At 63.6% G+C, this 22,848-nt stretch carries 23 protein-coding genes and 1 tRNA gene; 10 read left to right on the top strand and 14 right to left on the bottom strand.

Annotation, left to right across the window (positions count from 1 at the left end; all coding sequences use genetic code 11):
* Positions 1-62: 62 nt before the first annotated feature.
* The 3 genes from AC1MGT_RS16910 to AC1MGT_RS16900 form a co-directional block, all read right to left on the bottom strand.
* Entirely contained in the window at positions 63-1,466 is a 1,404-nt protein-coding gene (locus AC1MGT_RS16910) for a TAXI family TRAP transporter solute-binding subunit (protein ID WP_499501147.1), read from the bottom strand.
* Positions 1,463-4,789 carry a transglycosylase domain-containing protein gene (locus AC1MGT_RS16905; protein WP_499501146.1) on the bottom strand — a complete coding sequence of 1,109 codons (3,327 nt, stop codon included), beginning with the start codon at positions 4,787-4,789 and terminating at the stop codon, positions 1,463-1,465. The genes AC1MGT_RS16910 and AC1MGT_RS16905 overlap by 4 nt, the downstream gene beginning before the upstream one ends.
* A 373-nt stretch (positions 4,790-5,162) precedes the next feature.
* The gene (locus AC1MGT_RS16900) at positions 5,163-6,041 is read right to left on the bottom strand and encodes an EI24 domain-containing protein (protein WP_499501145.1); all 879 of its coding nucleotides are present in this window, start codon (positions 6,039-6,041) and stop codon (positions 5,163-5,165) included.
* Between the two features lie 140 nt (positions 6,042-6,181).
* On the opposite strand from AC1MGT_RS16900, the gene AC1MGT_RS16895 reads away from it, so the two are divergent.
* Positions 6,182-6,538, top strand: a complete 357-nt coding sequence (locus tag AC1MGT_RS16895; protein ID WP_183549381.1) for an FKBP-type peptidyl-prolyl cis-trans isomerase — start codon at positions 6,182-6,184, stop codon at positions 6,536-6,538.
* A 182-nt stretch (positions 6,539-6,720) separates the two neighbouring features.
* Positions 6,721-6,975, top strand: coding sequence for an acyl-CoA-binding protein (locus tag AC1MGT_RS16890; RefSeq protein ID WP_183549378.1), 255 nt, complete (start codon positions 6,721-6,723; stop codon positions 6,973-6,975).
* 25 nt (positions 6,976-7,000) lie between these two features.
* On the opposite strand, the gene AC1MGT_RS16885 is transcribed toward AC1MGT_RS16890, so the two are convergent.
* Positions 7,001-7,279 carry a polyhydroxyalkanoic acid system family protein gene (locus AC1MGT_RS16885; protein WP_183549374.1) on the bottom strand — a complete coding sequence of 93 codons (279 nt, stop codon included), beginning with the start codon at positions 7,277-7,279 and terminating at the stop codon, positions 7,001-7,003.
* A 176-nt stretch (positions 7,280-7,455) separates the two neighbouring features.
* Between AC1MGT_RS16885 and AC1MGT_RS16880 the strand changes: the two genes are divergently transcribed.
* From AC1MGT_RS16880 to AC1MGT_RS16865, 4 genes are all read left to right on the top strand, one after another.
* Positions 7,456-8,907 carry a hypothetical protein gene (locus tag AC1MGT_RS16880; protein WP_499501144.1) on the top strand — a complete coding sequence of 484 codons (1,452 nt, stop codon included), beginning with the start codon at positions 7,456-7,458 and terminating at the stop codon, positions 8,905-8,907.
* A gap of 268 nt (positions 8,908-9,175) precedes the next feature.
* Positions 9,176-9,499, top strand: coding sequence for a ferredoxin FdxA (fdxA, locus tag AC1MGT_RS16875; protein ID WP_183549368.1), 324 nt, complete (start codon positions 9,176-9,178; stop codon positions 9,497-9,499).
* 120 nt (positions 9,500-9,619) lie between these two features.
* Positions 9,620-10,717 (top strand): NAD(P)/FAD-dependent oxidoreductase, encoded by a 1,098-nt coding sequence (locus tag AC1MGT_RS16870; protein ID WP_258836386.1) that lies wholly within the window; start codon positions 9,620-9,622, stop codon positions 10,715-10,717.
* A 247-nt stretch (positions 10,718-10,964) separates the two neighbouring features.
* Positions 10,965-12,200 (top strand): polyhydroxyalkanoate depolymerase, encoded by a 1,236-nt coding sequence (locus AC1MGT_RS16865; RefSeq protein WP_499501143.1) that lies wholly within the window; start codon positions 10,965-10,967, stop codon positions 12,198-12,200.
* 64 nt (positions 12,201-12,264) lie between these two features.
* Here AC1MGT_RS16865 and AC1MGT_RS16860 read toward each other — a convergent pair whose 3' ends face one another.
* Positions 12,265-12,606 carry an RcnB family protein gene (locus AC1MGT_RS16860; RefSeq protein ID WP_499501142.1) on the bottom strand — a complete coding sequence of 114 codons (342 nt, stop codon included), beginning with the start codon at positions 12,604-12,606 and terminating at the stop codon, positions 12,265-12,267.
* 172 nt (positions 12,607-12,778) lie between these two features.
* Here AC1MGT_RS16860 and rsxB point away from each other — a divergent pair, with 172 nt between their 5' ends.
* Together rsxB and nth are read left to right on the top strand one after the other, a co-directional pair.
* A complete protein-coding gene (gene rsxB / locus AC1MGT_RS16855; RefSeq protein WP_499501141.1) occupies positions 12,779-13,456 on the top strand; it encodes an electron transport complex subunit RsxB in 678 nt (225 codons plus the stop codon).
* Between the two features lie 5 nt (positions 13,457-13,461).
* Positions 13,462-14,169, top strand: a complete 708-nt coding sequence (gene nth / locus AC1MGT_RS16850; protein WP_499501140.1) for an endonuclease III — start codon at positions 13,462-13,464, stop codon at positions 14,167-14,169.
* Here nth and AC1MGT_RS16845 read toward each other — a convergent pair.
* From AC1MGT_RS16845 to rplU, 7 genes are all read right to left on the bottom strand, one after another.
* Positions 14,166-14,525 (bottom strand): nuclear transport factor 2 family protein, encoded by a 360-nt coding sequence (locus tag AC1MGT_RS16845; RefSeq protein ID WP_499501139.1) that lies wholly within the window; start codon positions 14,523-14,525, stop codon positions 14,166-14,168. The genes nth and AC1MGT_RS16845 overlap by 4 nt on opposite strands.
* A gap of 90 nt (positions 14,526-14,615) precedes the next feature.
* Positions 14,616-16,190: a methyl-accepting chemotaxis protein gene (locus tag AC1MGT_RS16840; RefSeq protein ID WP_499501138.1), complete on the bottom strand. Its 1,575-nt coding sequence runs from the start codon at positions 16,188-16,190 to the stop codon at positions 14,616-14,618.
* 155 nt (positions 16,191-16,345) lie between these two features.
* On the bottom strand, positions 16,346-17,464 hold the full coding sequence (gene proB, locus AC1MGT_RS16835; protein WP_183549347.1) for a glutamate 5-kinase: 1,119 nt from the start codon (positions 17,462-17,464) through the stop codon (positions 16,346-16,348).
* A complete protein-coding gene (locus tag AC1MGT_RS16830) occupies positions 17,461-17,886 on the bottom strand; it encodes a hypothetical protein (protein ID WP_499501137.1) in 426 nt (141 codons plus the stop codon). The genes proB and AC1MGT_RS16830 overlap by 4 nt, the downstream gene beginning before the upstream one ends.
* A gap of 3 nt (positions 17,887-17,889) precedes the next feature.
* On the bottom strand, positions 17,890-19,002 hold the full coding sequence (gene cgtA, locus AC1MGT_RS16825) for an Obg family GTPase CgtA (protein WP_183549345.1): 1,113 nt from the start codon (positions 19,000-19,002) through the stop codon (positions 17,890-17,892).
* Between the two features lie 109 nt (positions 19,003-19,111).
* Positions 19,112-19,393 carry a 50S ribosomal protein L27 gene (rpmA, locus tag AC1MGT_RS16820; protein ID WP_332530218.1) on the bottom strand — a complete coding sequence of 94 codons (282 nt, stop codon included), beginning with the start codon at positions 19,391-19,393 and terminating at the stop codon, positions 19,112-19,114.
* A gap of 43 nt (positions 19,394-19,436) precedes the next feature.
* Positions 19,437-19,748, bottom strand: a complete 312-nt coding sequence (rplU, locus tag AC1MGT_RS16815; RefSeq protein ID WP_183549341.1) for a 50S ribosomal protein L21 — start codon at positions 19,746-19,748, stop codon at positions 19,437-19,439.
* Between the two features lie 275 nt (positions 19,749-20,023).
* On the opposite strand from rplU, the gene ispB reads away from it, so the two are divergent.
* Both ispB and AC1MGT_RS16805 read left to right on the top strand, forming a co-directional pair.
* Positions 20,024-21,013, top strand: a complete 990-nt coding sequence (gene ispB, locus AC1MGT_RS16810; protein ID WP_332530217.1) for an octaprenyl diphosphate synthase — start codon at positions 20,024-20,026, stop codon at positions 21,011-21,013.
* A gap of 53 nt (positions 21,014-21,066) precedes the next feature.
* Positions 21,067-21,143, top strand: a tRNA-Pro gene (locus AC1MGT_RS16805).
* A gap of 129 nt (positions 21,144-21,272) precedes the next feature.
* On the opposite strand, the gene AC1MGT_RS16800 is transcribed toward AC1MGT_RS16805, so the two are convergent.
* Both AC1MGT_RS16800 and AC1MGT_RS16795 read right to left on the bottom strand, forming a co-directional pair.
* On the bottom strand, positions 21,273-21,557 hold the full coding sequence (locus AC1MGT_RS16800; protein ID WP_499501136.1) for a hypothetical protein: 285 nt from the start codon (positions 21,555-21,557) through the stop codon (positions 21,273-21,275).
* Between the two features lie 145 nt (positions 21,558-21,702).
* Positions 21,703-22,848: an ABC transporter permease gene (locus tag AC1MGT_RS16795; RefSeq protein WP_499501135.1), complete on the bottom strand. Its 1,146-nt coding sequence runs from the start codon at positions 22,846-22,848 to the stop codon at positions 21,703-21,705.

The raw sequence follows: 22,848 nt of genomic DNA, 5'->3' as shown, positions 1-22,848 counted from the left end.
CGAAGAGATGACTGGGGACGCCAGTGTAATGGGATTCCCCGACCAATTTCAAAGAGAAATGATCAAGCCAACGGCTGCGCTGTCTGCTCCTCGCGCATGCCGCGCACCCGCTCGCGCACCAGGTGAATGTGACTGCGCAGACGGTACAGCTCGTCCGCATAGGCGAGCGGCACCGAGATATGGTTGACGCGGTCTTCCAGCCCATCCAGGCGGCTCAGCAATTCCTTGCGCACGGCCTCGGTGGCATCGGCCCCGCTTTCCTCCAGCGACTGTTCGATGGCGCGCAGCTCACCGTACCAGCGGTACACGCGCGAGCGCACGCGCCAGACGTAAATCGGCGGCACGATCTTGGACAACGGAATCAGCAGCGCCGTCAGCGCCACCACCACGACCCACAGCCGCTCGGCCAGGTTGGCCAGCCAGAACCGCAGATAACGTTGCATGAACGGCGGGCCGTCGCGGTAGTAGCGCGCCGCTTCGGGCGCGACCGGGATTTCCGTGTACTTCGGGGACGGGAACTGGCCCTGCTGCTGGAACCAGCCGGCGCCGCTGTGGATCTCGGTCGCCGCCTTGACCAGCAGGCCCACCAGCGCAGGATGGATTTCCTCGCGCGCGACGAGCGTGGCGGTCGGCGCGATCAGGTGGTAATCCTGGTTCGGGATATTGCGGCCCAGATCGACGATCCCGCGCGGCAGCACCACGTGGGTCAGGAACGGCAGGCGCCGCGTATAGGCCTCGGCCTGCGAAAAATCGAACAGGCGAATCCCCGGCGTTTGCAGCAGCATCTGGATCAGCGGCGCTTCCGGCGCCGAGCTGAAGACCAGGCCGTCGATGCGTCCGGCCAGCAATTCGACCGTCGCCGGCGTATTGGCCAGGTCGCTGATCGTCAATGCGCCCGGCACGATATTGTTGGCGTCAAGCAGCTGGCGCACCAGGCGCGGCACGCCGGTGCCTTCCGGTCCCAGGTTGATGCGCTTGCCGCGCAGATCGGGCAGCCGCGTGACATTCGCTTCGTCGCGCACAAACAGCCACACCGGTTCGGTAAACAGGCTGCCCAGCGAGACCAGGCCGCGCCGCTCGACGCTGTCCGCGTTGCCAACCTTGTCGTCGGTCGAGCCGCTTTGCACGAACGCGACATCGGCCTGCCCGGCCAGCAACTGCTGCAGATTGTCCTGCGAGCCAAGCGTGCCCTGCAGCGTGACCTTGATGTCGTCGCGCGCCAGCACGCTGGCGTATTGCTTGCCGAATTGCTCGTACGCGGAATTTTCCTGGCCCGTAGCGAGCCGGAGCGTGCGCGGCGGCGCCGGGTCGACCCACCAGTAAGCGAGCACCACGGCCGCCGCGACCATCAGGATCGTCGGGCCGGTGGCCACGACCAGATCGCGCAGCGAAACGATGCTGAAGTTCTGCAGGCGGGCGCGCAGCCCCTTGACCGGCGCGCCCGGAAGATCCTGCCCTGGCCTCAACGCACGCACTGCCGCGGCGCGGCGGCGACGGCCTGGCCCGGCACGGGAACCGGCGCGACCGGCGGTTCGATCATCGGCATCAGGCTCGGCGCGAGCGTGACGAGCAGCTGCACCGGCAGCGCGCTGGTGAAGTCATAGTTTTCGGACTGCGGCCCATGCACATACGCGGTCATGCTGCCGTAGAAACGTTCGCCGATGTTGAACACGAACGTCGCCGACCGGTTCACGTAGCGCGACTCGACCAGGCGACCGCCACGGGCATATACATCGAAGCGCTGGTCGCCGGTACCGGTCTTGCCGGCCACGGCGATGATGCTGCCGTCCGATTGCACGAACGCGGTCTTGACGCGCTTGGCGGTGCCGTCCGAGACGACGCCCTGGATGGCGTCGGCCACGGCGCGCGCGACTTCGGGCGCCAGCACTTGTTCCTTGCCGCCGCCCTTGTTGCGGCGCACGAGCGTTTCATACGGCGTGGCCTTGGCAAAGTGCAGCGAATCGATGCGCTCAATCGGTTTGCGCACGCCGCCATTGACGATGATGCCCATCATCTCGGCCAGCGCGGCCGGCCGGTCGGCCGAGGCGCCCAGTGTGGTCGCGTACGACGGCACGAGCGAGTCGAACGGGTAGCCCATTTTCTTCCACTGCGCGTGGATCTTCAGGAACGCTTCGACTTCGAGCAGGCCGGCAATGCGGTTGTCCTGCGCGTGCTTGCGGTGCGTCTTGAACAGCCATTGGTAGACTTCCTGGCGCTCCTTGACGCTGGCGGCCGTCACTTCGGACCAGGTCGCTTTTGGATGGGTGCGCAGATAGCTCACCAGCCACAGTTCGAGCGGGTGCACCGATGACACGTAGCCGCGGTCAGCCAGCGACATGTTCCGTGGGTCATAGGTCTCGTAGAGTTTCGGAATACGGTCGGGGTCGATCTCGTTGCTGGCCGGGACCGACGCATCGATGAACGCGCCAAACTGCGCCAGGGTGGCGTTCGGCACCACGGTGCGGTGAGCGGCAGCGAGCTTGGAAGCCAGCGGGCGCACGCCGGAGAACAGCAGCGTCTCGACTTCCTGCGGCGTCTTTCCCTTGTACTTGTTCCAGAACTTGGCCATGAAGACCTTGCCTTCGTTGTCGGCAAAGCGCGCCAGATAGGCGGCGCGGCGCGGATCGTCGGCGTCGGCCAGCAGTTGCGCGGACGAGCCCGGCAACTGGAACATGTAGTAACGCACGACGTCGCGCATCATGCGCACGAACACGAGGTTGGTCGAGCTGCGCAGCGCCTGGTTCACGTCCATGATGCGGCTGTCGTCGAGCTTGCTGAAGTTGCCGAACGTGTGCAGGCCGCCACCGGTAAAGAAGCGCTCGCCCGGGTTGGCCGAGTACTTGCGCGCCATGGCGGCGTCGAGCATGGGCTTGAGGCTGCGGTCGGCGCCGTCAGGCAGCGTGCGGAAGTAGTCGAGGCCCCACTGCGACATGCGGTCTTTTGCATCCACTTCGACGCCCATCAGGCCGATCTTGTCCATCGCGCCAAAGCGCTTGTGCAGCTGGTCGACGATGTCGAGGTACGTCACCAGCGTGCGCAGCTTGGCCGTCGAACCCAGGTCGAGCTTGGCGCCTTCGTTGATGTCCAGTGGCTGGTCGTAGTTATCGGTCTGCACGCGCAGGTAGTTGACGTGCTCGCCCCGCTCCATCAGCGTGAAGCTGTAGACCACTTGCGCCGGATCGCCATTGCCGAGCATGCCCTTGCCGGTCAGGCCGGCTTGTTTCGCGTGTTCGGCGTCGGACAGCTTGCGCAGCGCAGTCGTGACGGCTTGCTGGGCATTGCCGTCGAGGGTCGAGACTACCGACAGATCGAGGCGGTCGACGTTGTACAGGCGCGAGTCGCCGATCAGGTAACCCACGTGGTTGCGCACTGCATTGGCCGCCTTGCGCGAGACGAACGCATCCGCCGGTGGCGGCGCCACGCCCGTGTGCAGTGCCGGCTTCAGGTTGGCGCTCAGGGCCGCGTCGCGCAGTTGCGGCGAAATCACGCCCTGCTGCGACAGCACGCGCAGGTGGCTGTTGGTCAGGGTTTCCAGGTCGCTCTCGCCGGCGCCCAGGTAATACGCCGGGCGGCGCTGGGCGATCATCAGCGACAGCGCCTCCTTGTAGGCCATCACGGCGTCCGGGCTCGTCATCGGGCCCTTGAGCATCGCGTTGACCTTGGCGAAATCGCGGCCGTACCAGACCCACATGCCGTCGCCGATGCCGTTGACTTCGCCGTAACCCGGCTTGGCCGACAGCGGCACCGTGTTCAGGTAGTCGAGCACGACCTGGCGGCGCGAACCCGTGGTGTCTTCGCCGTCCTGGTAGGCGCGCAGCGTGGCCGAGGCCATCTGGATGATCTTGTCGGTCAGCGAGCCGGTACGACCTTCGGCCGAGTGGCGGTATTTTTCGATCTGCGTGGCCAGCGTGCTGCCGCCGGCCACGCGGCCGTCGCCGCCCAGGCCGACACTGGCCAGCGTCTTGTCGAACACCGCTTTCGAGAAGCGGTCCCATTCGACGGCCGGATTGCGGCGCGGGTGGCTCGCGTCGAGCAGTTCGCGGTTTTCGATGAACAGCAGGCTTTGTACCAGCAGCGACGGCGCGGCGTCGAATTTATCGTAGAAGCGCTCGGGGAAGCGCGACGTGAACAGGGGCTGGGCGCGGCAATCGAGGATCTCGAGGCCGACCTTGGTTTTCTCGTGGTAGGTGGCGTACAGGCCGAGATCGGCCATCTTGACCATCTGCGGCGAGATGCGCGCCTGCGACGCGATCGCGTAATCGCGCGTCTGCAGGCGTTCGAGGTATTTCGGCAGGCCTGCATAGCCGAGCCGGGTGTCGTACGGGCTGGCAGCCGGGAAGCGGATCGAATCGCTTGGGCCATTGGCCATGCGGAACGTGAGTTCGCTGGCCATGTCGGCGAAGATTTTCGACTGCAGGCGCGAGGTGCGGGTTTCCGTCACGGCCCAGGCGGCCGCGGCAGCGATCAGCAGCAAGCCAATCAGCGCCAGCCAGAGCTTCCAGCGGCTCTTGCGCGGCGCTGGCGGCGACCCATCCGGCCCGCCGGACGGGTCGCCGCCAGCGCCGCCGCCATGACCGTTGTCGGCCAGGTGCGGGAAGGCATCGTGCAGGGGAACGCCACCCGCTGAATCCGGGGCGGACGGGGACGCGGACGCCCCCGACGCTGCAGCACCGGCTGCGGCGACGACTGGCGCGGCAACTGCGCCGTCCATGGTCGGCTCGCTCCGCGAGGTGGCGGCGCGCTTGCCGAATACATTGTTTGGTCGCACGAGGCGACGAATACTTTCCATGATGGCTTAACCGGTCCGAATCAAAACGCTTGCAACCCCCCGCCAACCTGCTCGCCATCTATTGCTGCTGGTCCGTTCGAGTGATTGTGGTGTCTGTTAGTTCACAAATTTCAGCAGTGCAATCCCACTCCAGATTGCCCCGTCCATAGGTAATATTCCACCACATCAATAAGATAGACGCGAGATACCGTTTAACAAATCGGCCTATACCGGAATATTTTCGCAAAAAAACAACGGGTTGGTTAAATGGCATGACCGCAAGCGATGCCCGTGCGTCACGACTGTTGGCAGCAACGCATCAAGCGTCGTACGCACGGTTGACGCTGGCAGTTAACGCGCCCGACATCGTGCCGGTGCACAGCGCACCGCTGATTTAAATGGAAGCGCCGGCGCCGGGATGTGCTGGAAGGTGCTGCGCGCGTAGCTCTGCCAGTGCCTGCAGGCAGTAATACTGGAACCAGAGCCCGGCAAACAGAAAAAGCATGATGTACAGCCACAGTGACACGAGCGCCAGCACCGGAAACAGCACGACCGAGATCACCGCCCCGCCCATCCACGCGATGCCGGGCAGCGCGCCGGCCAGGCCCGAGACCAGGCCGATCGTCAGCAGCGCCGGACGGCAGGTGCGCATCAGCACCTGGCGCTCGGCCCCGCTGGCGTGCGCGGCCAGTGCGTCGTAACTCATCACGCGCGACGTGACCCAGGCCCACAGGCCGGCCTGCACCAGCCAGGCCAGCGGCGGTATGGCATACAGCGGCAGCGTGAAGAGCCACAGCAGCGCGAACACGGCCGTACTACCGACGTTGATGGCCAGGCTGCCGACGAACGAGCCGCCCTCTTTCTTGTCCAGCGCGGGGAAGTGACGGCCGCTTACATGACGCTCGATGGCCGGCATCGCCACGATACCCATGAACAGCAGGCTCGAGGCAATCATCAGAGGCAGCAGCAAGGCAATCGCCAGCAACGGCACAACCATGACCTTGAGCATACCCAGACCGAGCATGCCCAGCATGCTGTTACTCGCATCAAAGCCGCCGTAGTCGGTAAACAGCCCGTGCAGCCAGTCGAGCAGCGGCTGCAGGCCCAGCCACATCGCCACGCCCCACAGCGAGAGCGACAGCAGCAACGGGACCAGCGAGAGCAGCAGCATGCGCCCACTGAACTGCGAGCGCAGCGCGCGCCGCCAGGCAAGCAGGACGCCCTTCATCGGGGCGGTCCTCGGAATCACGGTCGCGCTGTCGGCATGCGGCATGGCTACTCCAGTTGGGAAGGTCAAGCGCACATTCTACGGGAGCGCGCCGGGCTGCAACGGGCGCACGGCTGGCCCGGACAATGGCGGTTTCCCGACCCATGCACTACAATCGTCATTCAATCTGAACAACAAGGAAGACCATGTCCACCATCACTACCGATTCTGGCCTGCAATACGAAGAACTCGTCACCGGCACCGGCGACGAAGCCAAGGCTGGCCAGCACGTCACCGTGCACTACACCGGCTGGCTGCGCAACGACGACGGCAGCCTCGGCGCCAAGTTCGATTCGAGCAAAGACCGTGGCGATCCGTTCGAGTTCGCACTCGGCGCCGGCCAGGTCATCCGCGGCTGGGACGAAGGCGTGCAAGGCATGAAAATCGGCGGCTCGCGTCGCCTGACCATCCCTGCAGCCCTGGGCTATGGCGCGCGCGGCGCCGGCGGTGTCATTCCGCCAAACGCCACCCTGATCTTCGACGTCGACCTGCTGGCTGTCTAAGCCGCAGCATCGCTTCACTGCCATGCACCGCCCCTCGGGCGGCGTATGGCAGGCGCTCCAGCGCATTTGAACTTCCCCTCTAAAGTACGTCGCAATCCCCGGGTCGTCCCCGCCTCCTGCGCTAAGATGCCTGCCGCCTTGTCCGAGCGACAAGACCGCAACCCACCATCACAGGAGTTTCCATGAGCGTCCAAGAACAATTCACCCAGGCCCAGCTCGATTCGAAGAATCTGTCGGAGCGTCCGGACAATATGACCTTGCTGAAGATCTATGCGCTGTACAAGCAGGGTTCGAGCGGCGACGCGACCGGCGAGCGTCCGGGCATGACCGATTTCGTGGCACGCGCCAAGTTCGACGCCTGGGCCGGTCTGGCCGGCACGTCGCAAGAAGAAGCCCAGCAGCAATACATCGATCTGATCGAAGAGCTGAAAGGCTGATTCAAGGCATCGCTGTAGTAGTGTACTAGGCGGCGAAGGTCTTGCGCATCTTCTCCGCCACCTTGGCCTCGATGGCCGGCGCGAAGGCGCCCATCAAGAATCCCAGGTTGATCCGCATCGCCGCCTGCTGGTCTTCCAGCGTCAATGCCCCCTCCACGCCACTGCGCTCGAAGCGCAGCACGTCGCCATCCCACTGGCATGCCAGTCCATATTCGGTCGCAATACGCTGCGCCACTTGCTCGGCCGCCGTGCGCGCCGCAGCCGGGCTCAGGGTGTGTTGCTGGACGATGCTGATTTCCGCCATCGGGACATTCCTTCCTAAATATTGCGAACAATCCGCCATGATGCCAGTTGACGCGGTCGTATGCCAGAGTTCGCTAGAACTGATGCATTCGTGACGCCGCAATTGACGCGTCGCAAAGCGTGCCCGTCATGGCGGGCGACCATGAAGCGAACGCCGTCATTACGCGAGGAGCCGTCATGGAAATGCACCCCCAGCAACCCCACGAGGCGCCGCACGGTGCACGGGCCCGTCAACCTGGCCGCATGGCGCGCCTGGTCGACGGCGCTGCCGCCACCGCCGAACCCGATCCCGGCCCGCCCGTCGATGCCGAGCCACTGCCGCAAGCCTTCGGCGCCCGCGTGCTGATGTGGAAGCAAGACCCGTCAGTGGGCGTCATCGGCACCCGCACGGCGTATCTGCCTGGCGCCGTGCTGGCCGGCCCGCGCGACGCCCGCATCGCGCCCGGCGTGCCCGGCATCGACCAGGTCGAACCGAACCCCTCTGGCGACTTCGTCACCCAGGCCGACACACCCCAGTTCGACGCCGTGCACACCTATGCCGTGGTGCGCCAGACCCTGACCATGTACCAGCGCGTGCTGGCAGCGGCCAGCGTCGCCATGCCGCTGCCATGGCAATGGAACAGCAGTATCGACAGCAGCCCGCTGCGCGTCTTCCCGCACGGCCTGCCCGATATCATGAACGCGTTCTACAGCCGCACCCAGGGCTGCCTGAAGTTTGGCGATTTCGTCCCTGCTGGCAGCGCCGAGCGCGTGTTTACCTGTCGCTCGTTCGATATCGTCTCGCACGAGACTGCCCACGCGATCCTCGACGGCATCAAGCCACGCTGGCTGCAGGCCGACGCCCCGCCCCAGACGGGCGGCCTGCACGAATCGTTCGGCGACCTCACTGCCGTCTTTCTGGCCTTGTCGCAGTTCGACCAGTGCGAAGCCATCGTCGCCCAGACCAAGGCCAATCTGCACGACAAATCCTTCCTCACCGACGTCGCCGAGCAGTTCGGGCTGGCGCTGGGCAACCGCAACGGCTTGCGCAATGCCGACAACGACCTGCGCCTGAGCCAGGTGGGCACCCAGGTGCACGCCATTTCCCAAGTGTTTACGGGGGCCGTGTACGACGTGCTGGCCGATCTGTTCGCCCATGAACGCAACCCCGAGCGCGAAGACGACGCGGCCGTGCTGCACCGGGTGGCGGCCTACCTGGGCGGCGTGCTGCTGCGCGCCCTGATCGGCGCGCCCGATACCGCCGCCACGTTCGCCGACGTCGTCAACGGCATGCTGCAGGTGGTCGCGGCTGACGGCAAGCCCGAATCGTATGGCGGTTTCATCCGCAACCAGTTCAGCCGGCGCGAAGTGGTCGAGACCGGCAAATCGCCCGCCGGCGCAACCGAAGACGTGTACCTGCCCGGCGCGCCGCTGGCGGCCTGCGTGTGCGATGCCCCTGGCGCCAGGCAAGACCGGCACGCCTGCTGCGGCACCATGCAATTGCCCGAATACAAAGACACTACCTGCGTCGTTGCCCGCTGGCCTACCCAACCCGGCAACGCCGGTCCGGTCGGCCTCAACCTGCCCACACTGCCCACACTGCCCACTTCCCCAGCCGACCTGGAAGCCGACGCGTCACTGCGCGCGTGAGCATGAGCGTGAGCATCAGCACACGCACCGCCATCGGCGGCAGCGAATGGCATAATCTGCTGGTACAGTTGCGCCAGGCTGCCTGACGCCCGCACGCGTGCGCGAACCGCACGCCCGTGCGGTACCGCTCGTCATTTGCTTATGTCCATTGTGTATATAAGCGAGTTTGTGAGAAAACCCGAATTGCCCTAAAATACAGTGCTTTGTCTTGTCCGGCCGGCCCTCGTGCGCCCGGCAATGCGACACCCCACCAACTGATAGGACTGTTATGACCCACGTTGTCACCGAATCGTGCATCAGCTGTCGTTACACCGACTGCGTCGATGTATGCCCGGTAGATTGTTTCCGGGAAGGCCCGAATTTCCTCGCCATCGATCCCGACGAGTGCATCGACTGCGCCGTGTGCGTCGCCGAGTGCCCCGTGAATGCAATCTTTGCCGAAGAAGACGTGCCCGGCGATCAACAGCAGTTCATCAAGATCAATGCCGATCTGTCGCGCTTCTGGCCGTCGATTACCAAGACGAAAGCCGCCCTGCCAGAGGCTGACAAGTGGAAAGACGTCACGGACAAACTCGACCAACTGGTTCGCTGATCGGGCGGTCAGGTCGCCGTTGCGCCGGCCCTTGTGCGCCGGCGCCGGTCCCGGGGGCGTTATGCGTGGCGGCTCCGGCCGCCCTCGCCTCACCATTCAAACATCACAGGATTTAAGCGCATGACTATCAGTGCCACCCACGAAGCGGGCAGCATCGCTCCCAACAGTTCGTTCGCCGGCGCCATCGAGACCGATGCCGTCATCATCGGCGCCGGTCCGGTCGGCCTGTTCCAGGTCTTCGAACTGGGCCTGCTCGAAATCAAGGCCCACGTCATCGATTCGCTGCCAGCTGTCGGCGGCCAGTGCGTGGAACTGTACCCGGACAAACCGATCTATGACATTCCGGCCGTGCCGGTCTGCACGGGCCAGGAACTGACCGACAACCTGCTCAAGCAGATCGAGCCGTTCGAGCCAACGTTCCACCTGGGCCAGGAAGTCACCGGCGTGCAGCGCCGTGAAGACAACCGGTTCAATGTCGAGACGTCGACCGGTACCCAGTTCATCACCAAGACCATCTTCATCGCTGCCGGCGTCGGTTCGTTCCAGGCGCGCACGATCAAGGTCGACGCGATCGACAAGTTCGAAAACGAACAGCTGTTCTACCGTGTCAAGGATCCGGCACGTTTCGACGGCAAGAACATCGTCATCTGCGGCGGCGGCGACTCGGCGCTCGACTGGGCACTGAACTTCGTCGGCAAGGCAGAGTCCGTGGTGCTGGTGCACCGCCGTGACGACTTCCGCGCGGCGCCGAGCTCGGTCGCCAAGATGAAGGCACTGTGCGACGAATACGAAATGCAGCTGATCACCGGCCAGGTCACCGGCTTCGATGAAAAAGACGGCAAGCTGACCGAAGTGAAGGTCACGGGCGCCGACGGCGTCACCCGCCGCGTCCCGCTGGACATGCTGCTGGTGTTCTTCGGCCTGTCGCCAAAGCTGGGCCCGATCGCCGAATGGGGCCTGGACATCGAGCGCAAGCAGCTCAAAGTGGTCGACACCGAGAAGTTCGAGACGAATGTCCCGGGCATCTTCGCGGTCGGCGACATCAACACCTATCCGGGCAAGAAAAAGCTGATCCTGTCGGGCTTCCACGAAGCGGCACTGGCTGCGTTCGGCGCTGCGCCCTACATCTTCCCGGACAAGAAGATCCACATGCAGTACACGACCACGTCGCCAAAGCTGCACAAGATCCTGGGCGTCGAGACGCCAGTCTTCGACTAAACAGCCGGTCACAGTCGTTCAGTAACATCGCAACGACAATGTCCCGTTAAAACGCCCCGCATCGCGGGGCGTTTTGTTTTATGTGGGATGCCCAACGAAGCGCGCACGGGTAAATATGCTACAAGTGCAGCATGCTTCAGCGTCAGGTCCGCTCAGGTTTCCACAAGCCAAAAGCAAATCCCCTATAATCGTTGAAGCTTCAACGCAAATCTTTTGCGGCGCGCGCAGTTAATAGAAGGATTTATTTATGCTTTACCAATTGCACGAAATGCAACGCTCCTTCCTGACCCCACTCATGCAGTGGGCTGAGGCGTCGTCGAAGATGTTTTCCAATCCCGTCTCGCCATTTGCACATACCCCGTTTTCGCAGCGGATCGCTGCCGGATACGAGCTGATGTATCGCCTGGGCAAGGAATACCAGAAGCCGGCATTCGGCTTGAAGACCACCACGATCAAGGGCGAAGAAGTCGGCATCGTCGAAGAAATCGTGCTCGAAAAGCCCTTCTGCAGCCTGCTGCACTTCAAGAAGGACTTGCCCGACGCCGGGATCGCCGCCCTCGCCCAGCCGACCGTGCTGCTCGTCGCGCCGCTGTCCGGCCACCATGCCACGCTACTGCGCGATACGGTCAAGGCGCTGCTGGTCGACCATGACGTGTTCGTCACCGACTGGACCGACGCGCGCATGGTGCCGCTGTCCGATGGCCCGTTCCACCTCGACAATTACATCTTCTATGTCCAGGACTTCATCCGTCATCTGGGCCCGGACGTGCACGTGATTTCCGTGTGCCAGCCGACCGTGCCGGTACTGGCCGCGATCGCGCTGATGGCAAGCGAGAACGACGCCAAGCTGCCGAAGACGATGACGATGATGGGCGGCCCGATCGATCCGCGCAAATCGCCCACCGCCGTCAATGACCTGGCGGTCGAAAAGCCGTTCTCGTGGTTCGAGAACACCGTGATTTATTCCGTGCCGGGCAACTACCCGGGCTTCGGCCGCAAGGTCTATCCGGGCTTCCTGCAGCACGCCGGCTTCATCGCGATGAACCCGGGCCGCCATGCCCAGAGCCACCGCGAGTTCTACCAGCACCTGGTGCAGGGCGACGACGATTCGGCCGAATCGCACCGCCAGTTCTACGACGAATACAACGCCGTGCTCGACATGCCGGCCGAGTACTACCTCGACACGATCAAGACCGTGTTCCAGGACTTCAGCCTGCCAAAAGGCACGTGGAACGTCGGCGGCAACCTGGTGCGCCCGCAGGACATCAAAACGGTGGCACTGCTCACCGTCGAAGGCGAGCTGGACGATATTTCGGGCATCGGCCAGACCAGCGCTGCGCATGATCTGTGCAGTGGCGTGCCGGCAGAGATGAAACACGCGTTTGTCGTCGAGAAAGCCGGCCACTACGGCATCTTCTCGGGCCGTCGCTGGCGCGAGATCGTGTGTCCGAAGATCACCGAATTCATCCGCGACAACAAATAAGCGACCGCTGAATGAACAATGCCATGGCAAGCGCCATGGCATTTTTTTTGTGCTGCCGAGACGCTCAGCGCCCCAGCACCACCTGCTCCACCCGGCCGGTGGCGATGGCCACCAGCGCGAAGCTGCGATCGGCCTGCACCCACTGATGCCCGCGCGGTGGCTTGGTCAGGCGCAGCTTGCGCCAGTCCTCGACCACGTACTGGGCCGCCTGATAGCGTGCAGGTAAGCGCTCGCCACGGCGCAACTCGCCGCTGGATTCCACGCTGCGGTACAGGGACGGCAGCGCCAGCACCTCGGTCTGCTCGGGCGGCGCCGTGGCATGAGTGTCCTTGGTGTTGCGCGTGTGCAGGTTGTCGCCTGCGGAGAAAATGGCAGCAAACAGCAACGGGGCGATCAATTCGTTCATGTCAGTCCTCGTCGGTGGATCGGTTTATAGTACAGCAGGTTACGGTCCACACCTCTGTTCGATTGACCACGCACGTGCTCTACCCGTTTCCACGCCATGCCGGCGCGCCGGGTTTCACCGCAGCGCCCGGCATTTTGGCGGATAATGTCGGCTTTACCAGATCCGCCACACCGTGACCAAACCCCTCGCCGACCAGCTCGAAGACCTGCTGCCGCAGACCCAGTGCACCAAGTGCGGCTATCCCGCGTGCCGTCCGTATGCGGAAGCGATCGCCAGCGGCGAAGCCGACATCAACCAGTGCCCGCCCGGCGGCATGGAAGGCGTGCGCCGCCTGGCCGCTGCCACAGGCCGCACCGTGATTCCGATCAATCCGGCCAACGGGCTCGAGCGTCCACGTCCGGTGGCCTTCATCGACGAGGCACTGTGTATTGGTTGCACGCTGTGCATCCAGGCGTGTCCCGTCGATGCGATCCTGGGCGCAGCCAAGCAGATGCACACGATCCTGCCGAGCCTGTGCACCGGCTGCGACCTGTGCGTGGCGCCCTGCCCGGTCGATTGCATCGCGATGGTGCCGGTCACGGGCGAGCGCACCGGCTGGGATGCCTGGAGCCAGCCGGCCGCCGATGCGGCGCGCAGCCGCCACGACTTCCGCGAAGCGCGCCTGCGCCGCGAACGCGACGAGAACGACGCGCGGCTGGCCGCCAAGGCCGTCCAGAAAATGCGTGAAGTCACTGCCGAAGCGACCAATACCCCCGAAGAGCTGGCCGAAAAAGAGCGCAAGCGCGCGATCATCGCCGCCGCCATGGAACGCGCGCGCCTGAAGGCCGCCGGCAATACCGACCCGACCTGACCTGCATGAATTCCGCCAAACGCCACGAAATTTTTACGCGCTTTCGCGCCGCCAACCCGACGCCCACCACCGAGCTCGAATTTTCGACGCCGTTCGAATTGCTGATCGCGGTCCTGCTGTCGGCCCAGTCGACCGACGTTGGCGTGAACAAGGCCATGCGCCGCTTGTTCCCGGTGGCGAACACGCCGCAGGCGATCCTCGACCTGGGCATCGATGAGCTCAAGACCTATATCGCGACCATTGGCCTGTACAACACGAAGGCCAAGAACGTGATCGCCACCTGCCAGATTCTGGTCGAGCAGCATGGCGGCGAAGTGCCACCCGTGCGCGAAGCGCTCGAGGCCTTGCCGGGCGTGGGCCGCAAGACAGCGAACGTCGTGCTCAACACGGCCTTTGGCGAACCGACGATGGCGGTCGACACGCACATCTTCCGCGTCTCGAACCGCACGAAGATCGCGCCGGGCAAGAATGTCGACATCGTCGAACAAAAGCTGCTGAAGTTCGTGCCGAAGGAATTCCTGCACGACGCCCACCACTGGCTGATCCTGCACGGGCGCTACACCTGCGTGGCACGCAAGCCGAAATGCTGGAACTGCCTGATTGCCGACCTGTGCGAGTTCAGGGACAAGACACCGGCACCAGCTGGTGTACTCGAGCCAGCTGCTGTTGCTGCGGCCACGGCAGCCGAGGCCGCAATCCCTGCGGCAAGTTAAATCCGGATCTCGCCAGTCGCGAACGAGGCGCGCACGATGTGCCCGTCCACCACTTCGTAGACGCACAGCATCTCGACCGTGCCCTGCCCGTCCGGAAAATTGCGGGTCACGATCTCGAGGTCGGTGACGAAGTTGCCCAATACCGTGCGCGACAGCAGCCGGGCCTGCAGATCCGGTTCCAAGAAACGCTGTTCGTAGCGCGGCCGGATCTGTTCGTGGCCGCGCGCCAGCAGGTCGCCATGCAGCGCGAACTGCGCCGCATCCGGCGCATAGGTGGCCATCAGTGCATCGAGGTCTTTGGCATTGTAGGCGTCGAGCTGCGCCTGGACCACGGCGGAAGGTGAAAGTGGCGTCATCGGATGGTGGCTCACAAGGTGCGCCACCGGTTGCCGGGCCCATCCCGGCACTACGGGCGCGCGGGCATCTTACCGCGCGCCCGGTTCGTGTCAAGCAGCCAGTGCCAGTTTGGTACGGGGCGGTGCCACGGCGCCGCTCGGCTCTTCGACCTTGAACACGCTGACCACTTCCGTCAGCGCCACCGTCTGCTCGCGCAGCGACTGCGCTGCGGCGGCGGCCTGCTCGACCAGCGCCGCATTCTGCTGGGTCGTGACATCCATTTCAGTGACGGCCTGGTTGACCTGCGAGATGCCCTGGCTCTGCTCGCTGCTGGCGGCGCTGATCTCGGTGATGATGTCCATCACGCCGCGCACGCTGGCCAGGATCTCGCCCATCGTCACGCCCGCTTCGCCGGCCAGCCGGTCGCCCGTTTCCACACAGGCCACCGATTCGCCGATCAGGTCCTTGATTTCTTTTGCCGCTGTCGCCGAACGCTGCGCGAGGGTGCGCACTTCGCCAGCCACGACGGCAAAGCCACGGCCCTGCTCGCCAGCGCGCGCCGCTTCGACCGCCGCGTTGAGGGCCAGGATATTGGTCTGGAACGCAATGCCGTCGATGACGCCGATGATGTCGGTGATCTTGCGCGACGACGCGCTGATCGACGCCATCGTGCCCACCACCTGCTCGACGACCTTGCCGCCCTTGACCGCCACATCGCAGGCCGACACGGCCAGCACGCTGGCCTGGCGCGCATTATCGGCATTCTGGATGACGGTCGAGGTCAATTCTTCCATCGACGACGCCGTCTCTTCCAGCGCGCCGGCCTGACGCTCGGTACGCGCCGACAGGTCAAGGTTGCCCTGCGCGATTTCGCCGGACGCCACCGCAATGGTCTCGGCCCCACCACGCACTTCGAGCACGATGCGCTGCAGGCTGGCCGACATCTCCTTCAACGCCATCAAGAGCTGCCCCGTTTCATCGTTGCTGCGCACCGTGATCGCGGTACGCAGGTCGCCCGCCGCGACGCTGCGCGCTGCTTCGACCGCCTCATCGAGCGGCCGCGTGATCGAACGCGACACCAGGACACCGGCAATGACGGCCACCACGGCGCCCAGCAGCATCAGGCCATAGCTGAGCAGCGTGGCCCGCTTGCCGACCGCATCGGCCTGTGCCACGCTGGCAAGGCTGACGGCTGACATCTTTTCCTCGGCCTGCACCAGCAGTTCGGCCGGGGCACGGTCCTTGCCCTTGACCGCGATATCGCCGGCGGCGGCATCGAAACCGGCCGCTTCGAAATCCTGGTAGCCGCGCCGGAAGTCCGCGCCCATGGTCGCGTGCGCCGCGCCGAACTGCGCCACCAGCGTGCGTACCTCGCCTTCCGGCATGGCGTCCAGCAAGGCCTTGACCTGTTGCGCGACTTCCGTCTCGTTCTTCTGGAACGCGTTCCAGTACTTGACGCGTTCGCTGTCCTGTTTCCCACGCAACAGCGTGTTCTTCCACTCCTGGACCTGCTTGCGGAAATGGGACAGCAAGGCCTGCACCTGCTGCGCCTGGCTTTCGGTTGCAACCGCCTGGCGGTAGGTATCGACCGAGCTGTTCATCTGCGCCATGCCGAAGAAGCCCGCGCAGGCGACGAGCAGCGTGACGGCGGCAAAACCCAGTGGTAATTTGCGACTTAAGTTCATGGTGAACATCCTGAATATACGCATGACGCGCTTAAGCGCAGTGTATCCCCAAGCGTAACGCTTGAATCTATGCGGCAATATTTTTGGACGAATTGGGAGACAAACCCGCTTTTGCGTCAGATTGGCGCAACAGCCGGTTGGTTAGTGCTCGCTGTCTACAGCAAGACCATATTGTCGCGATGGATGAGCTCAGGCCCTTCGACGAAGCCCAGGATGCGCTCGATCTCGGTCGACGAATGACGCATGATGCGCCGCACTTCGCTGCTCGCATAATTGGTCAATCCGCGCGCCAGCGGCTTGCCCGCTTCGTCCACGCAGGTGACCACCTGGCCACGGCCGAACTCGCCTTTTACAGCGATGACGCCGATCGGCAAGAGCGACTTGCCCTCGCGCGTGAGCTTGGCTGCGGCACCGGCGTCGATGACGACTTCGCCGCTCGTATGCAGATGGTCGACCATCCACTGCCGGCGCGCCGTCAGGCGGCCGGTCGGGGCCAGCAACTGCGTGCCGATCGCTTCGCCACCCGCCAGACGCGTGAGGACATCCGGCTCGCGACCCCAGGCGATCACGGTATGCGCGCCGGAGCGCGCGGCGCGCTTGGCCGCCAGCACCTTGGTCAGCATGCCGCCACTGCCGATGCTGCTGCCGGCGCCGCCCGCCATGCTTTCCAGTGCCACGTCGCCGGCCTGGGCGTGCGCGATCAGGCGCGCATCCGGGTTCTTGCGCGGGTCGGCCGAGTACAAGCCGGGCTGGTCCGTCAGGATGACGAGCGCATCGGCCTCGATCAGGTTGGCGACCAGCGCACCCAGGGTGTCGTTGTCGCCGAACTTGATCTCGTCGGTAACGACGGTATCGTTCTCATTGATGATCGGCACCACCTTCAGGCGCAGCAAGGTGGTCAGCGTCGAGCGCGCGTTCAGGTAGCGTTCGCGGTCGGCCAGGTCGGCATGCGTGAGCAGCACCTGGGCCGTTTGCACGCCGTGCGCGCGAAAGCTCGTTTCATAGATTTGGGCCAGGCCCATCTGGCCACAGGCGGCGCACGCCTGCAGTTCGTGGATGTCGGTGGGGCGCTTCGTGAAGCCCAGGCGCAGCATGCCTTCGGCAATGGCGCCCGAGCTGACCAGGACCACGTCCTTGCCAAGAGCGCGCAGTGCGGCAATCTGGGACGCCCAGCGCGCAATGGCGGTATGGTCCAGCCCCCTGCCCTCGTCGGTAACGAGGGAGGAGCCGACCTTGACGATGATGCGGGAAGCTTGTTGGAGAGCGGAGTTCATGGCGACAGGAATTTTCCCCGCGGTCGCAATGCGAGCAGGGAAAGTCCTGCCAGCAGTTCAACCACGCAGACAGCGAATAAGACCCCCGTGGGCAAGCCGATTGCGAAAGCCGCGGCGAGGCGGCCGGCCGGCTGGGCCAGGAGGAACAGGGCAGTCAAGTCGCCCAGGATCGGCTGATCGCCGTGCCTGGCCGCCAACAGCGCCAACCCCGCGGTAGCGAGGCGGACGCCCACATAGATGGCGTAGAACTGGCTGTAGCCATTTACGCCAACCAAAAACAGGCCCATCGCCGACGCAATACGGTCGGGATCGAGCAATGCCGCCAGCGAGGCCAGCGAGCTGACGGTCGCGACCAGCTGAAGCAACTGGCCACGCAGCCAAGCGCGCGACCAGATCAGGGTCTGAGAAGCGTCGCCGGCCAAGGGTCAGTCTTCGAGGATCTTGAAGCGTGGATCGTCCGGATCGATCGACGAAATCCCGCGCGCTTCTTCGGTCATCGCGGTTTCTTCGGCGCGGTGCTCGGCATGACGCTTTTCTTCCAAGTGCAGGTAGATCGCATTGATCAGTTCCTGGCAACCTTCGCGGTTCAGCGCCGAAATCTCGAACACCGGGCCCTTCCAGGCCAGGCGCTTGATCATGTCCTTGACGCGCTTCTTGCGCTCGGCTTCGTCCAGCACGTCGAGCTTGTTGAGCACGAGCCAGCGCGGCTTGTTCAGCAGCTCTTCGTCGTACTTTTCGAGTTCCTTGATCAGGGCCTTGGCTTCCTTGACCGGATCGATGTTCGCTTCGAACGACGACAGGTCGACAATGTGCAGCAGCAAGCCGGTACGCGCCAGGTGACGCAGGAACTGGTGACCCAGGCCCGCACCTTCAGCGGCGCCTTCGATCAGGCCCGGAATGTCGGCCACGACGAAGCTCTTTTCGTGCGACACGCGCACCACGCCCAGGTTCGGGTGCAAGGTGGTGAACGGGTAATCGGCAATCTTCGGGCGCGCGTTCGAGACGGCGGTAATGAAGGTCGATTTACCGGCGTTCGGCATGCCCAGCAGGCCCACGTCCGCCAGAACTTTCAGTTCCAGGCGCAACGTGCGACGCTCGCCTTCCTTGCCTTCGGTCTTTTGACGCGGGGCGCGGTTAGTCGAACTTTTAAAGTGGATATTGCCCCAGCCGCCCTCGCCGCCTTTGGCGAGCAGTTCGGTCTGGCCATGTTCGGTCAGGTCGGCAATGATTTCGCCATTGACATCGTCGATGATGAGCGTGCCAACCGGCATGCGCATATAGATGTCTTCGGCGCCCTTGCCATAGCAATCCGAGCCGCGGCCCGGTTCGCCGTGCTTGCCGGTGTGGACTTTCGAATAGCGAAAGTCGACCAGCGTGTTGACGTTGCGGTCGGCAACCACAAAGATCGAGCTACCCGTGCCGCCATCGCCGCCGTCGGGACCGCCAAATGGGCGGAACTTTTCGCGCCGGAACGAGGCGCATCCGTTGCCGCCGTCGCCTCCGATGACTTCAATTTTTGCTTCGTCGATAAACTTCATGATTGTGACCGCTTAAAAACTAAAAAAGGCCCTACCGTGGGCAGAGCCTTTCGATGGAAGGCTTGCGCCTTGCAAAGAAGCGCCGCTCGGAAGCGGCGCGAGTGCGTTATTACGCTGCGACTGCTTCCGCTGCTTCGTTAGCAACGACGGTCACGAACTGCTTCGAGCCGACGCCTTGCTTGACGAACTTGACGGTGCCAGTGACCAGCGCGAACAGGGTGTGATCCTTGCCCGTACCGACATTGGTGCCGGCGCGCACTGGGGTGCCGCGCTGACGAATGATGATGCCGCCGGCATTGACTGCCTGGCCGCCGTAGATCTTCACGCCGAGGCGCTTGCTTTCTGAGTCACGGCCGTTGCGGGTAGTACCGCCGCCTTTTTTGTGTGCCATTTATTTACTCCTGGATGACGTTGCTGGGGACCGGAAACGGGGATTAGCCGTTGATCGAAACGATCTGGATTTCGGTGAAGTTTTGGCGATGGCCCATACGCTTCTGGTAGTGCTTACGACGACGCATCTTGAAGATACGCACTTTGTCGTGGCGACCCTGCGAAACCACTTTCACCAGCACCGTTGCACCTTCGACCAGCGGAGCACCAAACTTGATGCTTTCGCCTTCGCCAAGGGCGAGGACCTGATCGATCGTGAGTTCGGAACCAATGTCTGCCGGTATCTGTTCTACTTTAAGTTTTTCACCAGCGACAACTTTGTATTGCTTGCCACCGGTTTTTATGACCGCGTACATGATTTGAAACCTCATCAAATGTTAAAAGAACCCCTCGGCGCGTCGACCTGCGCTTGACACGCAGGACTAATCTTAAGCCGGGGAACAGAGGATTATACATAAGTCGGTGCAGTGCGTCAAAACCATTCGGCGATCGCTTCACGGCATCGGGCGGCATCCATGGCTGCATCGCCCGCTCTCTTGCAAGCGTACCCCTCTCAGCCCGACGGTTCGCCCTCCCATGACGTATAATCGCCTCACTCTTATAGTTAACCCAACGCTCACGCAGGTCAGCCTTGTCAGCCGCTACCCAACACGCCCAACAGAACACCATCGTCCAGTCGATCGCGCCCGATATGGAGGCCGTCAACACGGTGATCCGCCAGCGGCTGCATTCCGAAGTCACGCTGGTCAACCAGATCGCCGAGTACATCATCAGTGCCGGCGGCAAGCGCATCCGTCCAGTACTGGTGCTGCTGCTGGCCAATGCCTATGGCTACCGGGGCACCGCACACCACGAGCTGGCCGCCGTCGTCGAATTCATCCACACTGCAACGCTGCTGCATGACGACGTCGTCGACGAATCGTCGATGCGCCGCGGCCGCCAGACCGCCAACGCGCTGTTCGGCAACGCCGCCTCGGTACTGGTCGGCGACTTCCTCTACTCGCGCGCGTTCCAGATGATGGTGGGCCTCGACAGCATGCGCATCATGCAGATCCTGTCCGACGCCACCAACGTGATTGCCGAAGGCGAAGTGCTGCAACTGCTGAACATGCACGACCCGGACGTGACCGAAGCGAGCTACCTGCTCGTGATCCGCTCCAAGACCGCCAAGCTGTTCGAAGCCGCTGCTGAATTGGGCGCGCTGATCGCCGGCGCGAACGACGCCCAGATCGCCGCCGCCGGCGAGTACGGCCGCTCGCTGGGCACCGCGTTCCAGCTGATCGACGACGTGCTCGACTACGCTGGCGACGCCGCCGAGATCGGCAAAAATCTGGGGGACGATCTGCGCGAAGGCAAACCGACCCTACCCCTGATCTGGCTGATGGAACACGGCACGCCAGAGCAGCGCGAACTGGTGCGCAGCTGCATCGAGCAAGGCGACGAAGCACAATTCGACGCCGTGCTGGCCGCCGTGACGTCGAGCGGCGCGCTCGATTACACGCGGGCGCAAGCCGAACAGGCAGCGCGCCGGGCATCGGAAGCGATTGCCGGTTTGCCCGACAGCCTGTTCAAGAACAGCCTGCTGCAACTGAGCAGCTTTGCCGTTGACAGGAACCACTAAGCGATTTTATATTACGACCATCCCGGGGTGGTTGTACGTACACCCCGAACCGTCGGGGTGTAGCTTAGCCCGGTAGAGCGCTACGTTCGGGACGTAGAGGCCGGAGGTTCGAATCCTCTCACCCCGACCAGACAACAAAAAGCCAGACGAGGCGTCAGCCGGTCTGGCTTTTCATTTGTCCATGCCTGGATCAGTGGTCGTCTTGCGCGATACCGCGCCGCGTCACGTTGCGATTGTCGTCATGCTGCGATTGCAGCGTTCATAGCATCAGAACCCGTTTCCTTCCGCAGCAATACACGCCATGGTAGTACTGCGAATTTTTACCGCAAATGACACACCCGAATTCCGGCATGCCCGGCGGCTTGGCTTTATACGCCTTGACCTCGATGCCATTGGCGTCCCAGGTCGTTCCCATCAATTCAAAACCTGCGGCACTGGCCTCAGATGCCGACGCCGCTTCATACGCCAGAAACAACACGGTGTCACGCTTGCTGGTGGCGCTGTATTCCGCCGCCCGTGCCTGCCATGAGGCAAAACTGTTCATCGTGTGCTGTCCTGGTCTGAAAGATGGTCTGATGCGGCCGATCAACCACAAGTTGCCAGTCTACACCAGTGCCGTGCCGCCGACGTTCAGGCGCCGGCCGCCACCGACAAATGCAGCACCGTCAGCCCCGCCAACCGGCTGCTTATCAGCCCATCTGCGCCACGCTCCTGCGAAACAACAGCATCGACATGCTGAACAATACCGTCGCAATCGCAATCAGTGCCAGGAACTGCGGCCAGACGATGTCGATGCCCGCCCCGCGGTAGAGGATCGACTGGCCAATCGACACGAAGTGCGTCGTTGGCGCCAGTTGCATCAGATGCTGCACCGCTGGCGGCATGCTCTCGCGCGGCGTCACGCCGCCCGAGAGCATTTGCAGCGGCAACAGAACCAGAATCACCAGCATGCCGAACTGGGGCATGCTGCGCGCGAGCGTGGCCATCAGGATGCCCATCGCCGTCGTGGCAAACAGATGCAGCGCGGCGCCCGCCAGGAACAATGTTACCGAGCCCTGCACGGGGACGTGCAGTGCGCCGCGCACGATGAAGGTCAGTGACAGCGCCGCCGCCACCAATACCACCAGCCCCATCGACCAGACTTTCGCCAGCATGATGTCGCCCGGCGTCACGGGCATGACCAGCAAGTGCTCGATCGTGCCGTGTTCGCGTTCCCGAATCAGCGCTGCGCCGGTGAGAATCACCGACAGCATCGTCACATTGTTGATCACTTCCATCACGCTGCCGAACCAGGCTTGCGACAGCGTGGGGTTGAACCGCGCCCGCGTCACCAGTGCCACGGGCGTCACGCTGTCGCCACGGTAGTGCTGAACGAACTCGGCGATTTCAGCGGCGGCGATCTGCTGGATGTACCCGCTGCCGCTGAATGCCTGGCTCATGCGTGTGGCGTCCACGTTCAGTTGCACCTCGGTGGCGCGGCCGGCCAGAACATCGCGCTGAAAATTGGGAGGGATGTCCAGGGAAAAGGTGTAGGCCCCGCGGTCGAGACCGGCATCGGCGGCAGCGGCATTGACCAGGGCCGGCGTCGTGAACCGGGGCGGTGCGAATGCGGCAACGATCCGGGCTGACAGCGCAGATGCATCTTCGTCGGCGATCGCGATGGCGGCCATGTGCAGGGTGTCGGGTTGGGCAGTCGCCGCCACGTAGACCGAGGCACTGAAGGTGTACACGATCAGCAGCAGCATCACCGGATCGCGCAGCAGGCTCCACAGCTCCTTGATACCGAGCCGATAAACGGCGGACAAGCGTGCCGACCGGGGCATCGGGAATGGCAT

The organism is Telluria sp. BA11 (assembly GCF_056680305.1).
Note: the sequence above shows the minus strand (reverse complement) of the source record. Positions and strands in the feature narration are given on the sequence as shown.